Genomic DNA, 3,039 nt, shown 5'->3' with positions numbered 1-3,039 from the left:
TTTTTTGGAGGTGGGCTATGGCAGATGCCATGCATGAAGCCAGGCTTGATGCCAGGCAGGAAAGCGGCTCCTATCGTCGGATCGAGGTGATCACAGGGCAGCGTCGACGACGGCGCTGGACGGCTGAAGAGAAGGCTCGGATCGTGGCCGAGAGCTTCGAGGAAGGGGCCAATATTTCCGAGGTCGCTCGGCGCCATGGCGTTGTCCGTGGGTTGCTGACGGTGTGGCGGCGCAAGTTCGCGACGGCAGTGAGCTTTCAGGCGCCAGGCTTCGTGCCGGTCCGGATCGCTTCCGAGAGCGGTCCGGCGACGGCAGACGAGTCGGACCGGTTAGCGTGCGCGCATAAGGTGCCGCCGCAGATGGCATCGGCTCCAGGCAAGCTTGGCGGAATGATCGAGATCGAGCTGGGCGGGGCACGCATCCGGGTCGAGCCCGGAGTGGAGCTGGCGACGCTTTCGACAGTGCTATCGGCGCTTCGGGGCATCCGTTGATTGCATTACGGTCTGACCTCAAGGTGGTGCTGGCGGCACAGCCAGTCGACTTTCGCAAGTCGGTGCACACGCTGTCGGCGCTGGTGAGCGAAGCGTTGCACGCGAACCTCGTATTGCGGCGACATCTTCGTGTTCCGCAGCAAGCGCGCGGACAGAGTGAAGCTTCTGGCATGGGATGGTAGCGGCATGGTGCTGGTGACGAAGTGGCTGCACCAGGGACACTTCACCTGGCCGCCGGTCCGCGACGGCGTGGTGCATCTGAGTGCGACACAACTCGCGATGCTGCTCGACGGACTTGAGTGGACGCGTGTTTCACACAAGCCTGTGAAGCAGCCGGCCGTTGTCGGCTGAGAGGCGAAGATTTTGCTGGAGCCTGTGATGGGCGGATATATCGTTCGATCATGGCGATTCGTCCCGAAGCTCTTCCGACCGATGCAGCGGCTCTGGCCGAGATGGTGCTCGCGCTTGACGCCGAGAACGAGAAGCTACGTGTGGCGATGCAGACGCTGAAGGAGATGATCTTCGGCAAGCGCTCAGAGCGGCTGGCGGCGATCGTGGCCGAGCAGCTCGCGCTCGAACTGGACGATCTCGCGACTGGCGTCACATCACCTGCGCCAGCCAACGACGATTTGCCTGCGACGAAGCCGGCTGGGAAGCCGCGCAAGAAGGCGAGGCGCAACATCGGCGCGCTACCCAAGCATTTGCCTCGCTGCGAGCAGGTGCTCGAGCCAGACACGACAGCGTGCCCGTGCTGCCAGGGCCTTCTGCACCGGATCGGCGAGGATGTGAGCGAGGTACTGGACGTGATCCCGGCGATCCTGCGGGTACTGCGCACGATTCGTCCCAAATACGCCTGCCGCGGCTGCACCGACGGCGTGGTGCAGGCGAAGGTGCTGCCGCGTCTGATCGACAGCGGCATGGCATCGACGGCACTCGTGGCTCACGTGGTGATCTCGAAGTTCGCCTGGTATCTGCCGCTGTACCGCCAGGTGCAGATCCTGGCCGGTCAGGGCCTTCATCTCGACCGCGCGACGCTCGCCGGCTGGGTGAAGCGTGCGGCATGGTGGCTTAAGAGTCTTTATGAGCTTCAGCTGCGGACGATCCAGGCTTCGCCGCGGCTGTTCTGCGACGAGACGCCGATGCCGGTGCTCGATCCCGGACGACATCGCACTCGTATCTGCCAGTTCTGGGCGCATGCGATGGATGATCGCCCATGGGGTGGCCCATCGCCGCCGGCGGTCGCCTATGTGTTTGCGGATGGCCGCGGCACCGAGGAGATCGCCGGGCAATTGGCCGGCTTCTCCGGCATTCTGCAGGTGGATGGCTATGCCGCCTACAAAGCGCTTGCCCGCGGTCAAGGCGGGGCGATCCAGCTGGCTTTTTGTCTCGCGCATGCCCGACGCAAATTCGTCGAGGTGTACAAGACGATGCAGTCGCCGTTCGCTCACGAAGTGATCGAGCGCCTGCAAGCGGTCTACGCCATCGAGGCCGAGATCCGTGGCTTGAGCGCCGAACAGCGGCTTGCCGCCCGCCGCACCAGGTCCGCACCGCTGATGGAGGTGCTGAAGGCGCGACTGACCTCGATGCTCGACCACCTGTTCTCCCAATCGAAGCTAGTGGAGGCCATCAACTATACGCTCAATCACTGGGACGGACTGACGCTATTTCTCCGCGATGGCCGCGTCGAGGTCGACAGCAACACCGTCGAGCGTTCAATGCGCCCGATTGCGATGGGGCGCCGTAACTCATTGTTCAGCGGCAGCGAGGGCGGCGCCGAGAGCTGGGCAATCCTTGCGTCGCTGGTCAATACGGCAAAGCTCCACGAACTCGATCCGCAGGCCTATCTGGCCGATGTGCTGGAGCGCATCGTCTCCGGTCAGACCAAGAGCCACCAGCTGCACGAACTTCTCCCCTGGAACTGGAAGGCGACCCGCGAGCTCAGCGCACGGGTGGCCGCATGACCCGCCGCCGCCGTTCATCATCTTCATCATCGATGGCGGCAGCCGCGATGCCGCTCGACGAACTTGAGCCTTGGCTACAGGCTCGTGCCGAGCAGCATCCCGTCGCCACCAGTCTTCCCATGCTCGACGGCTATGTCGCCGCGATCGTGGCCGGGCCGGTGTCGATGAGTCCGCTCGACTGGATCTGTCCGCTGCTCGCCATCGACGCCGACGCATTCAACCATGGCGGCACGCCGGAGTTCGCCGCGATTTCGGCCGTCGCGCTGCGCCACAACGACATCAGTAATGTTCTTTCCACCGCACCACATCGGTTCGCACCGGTCCATGGCCGCAAGCCGAATGGCGACGTTGATGCGCGGCCGTGGTGTCAGGGATTCCATGCCGCCATGCGGTTGCGACTATCAGCCTGGGGCCCACTGCTCGACGTCAGCAACATACACCACGGCTTGCTCCTGCCCATCCTGCTGCATTGCGTCGACGATCAAGGGCGTCCACTGCTTGGACCACCAAGGAAAGGCCGCGAGACCGAGGAATTCCTGCGCAACGCCCATGCCGACATTCCGGACGTCGTCGAGGCCATGCGTCAG

General features: G+C 63.9%; 2 protein-coding genes and 2 pseudogenes. All 4 read left to right on the top strand.

Annotated elements, in window-relative coordinates:
• Positions 1-80: 80 nt before the first annotated feature.
• Positions 81-203 (top strand): annotated as a pseudogene (locus QY049_RS38895) (transposase); the annotation flags it as partial.
• Positions 204-487: 284 nt separating this feature from the next.
• Positions 488-842: pseudogene (tnpB, locus tag QY049_RS38890) on the top strand (IS66 family insertion sequence element accessory protein TnpB).
• Positions 843-892: 50 nt separating this feature from the next.
• Entirely contained in the window at positions 893-2,452 is a 1,560-nt protein-coding gene (locus tag QY049_RS38885; RefSeq protein WP_128929539.1) for an IS66 family transposase, read from the top strand.
• Positions 2,449-3,039: UPF0149 family protein (locus tag QY049_RS38880; RefSeq protein ID WP_301270735.1), on the top strand; the 591-nt coding region annotated here is incomplete at its 3' end. The genes QY049_RS38885 and QY049_RS38880, both read left to right, overlap by 4 nt.

Source organism: Bradyrhizobium sp. WYCCWR 13022, from assembly GCF_030435535.1.
Taxonomy (GTDB): Bacteria; Pseudomonadota; Alphaproteobacteria; order Rhizobiales; family Xanthobacteraceae; genus Bradyrhizobium.
This window is presented reverse-complemented; position numbering and strand designations above follow the sequence as displayed.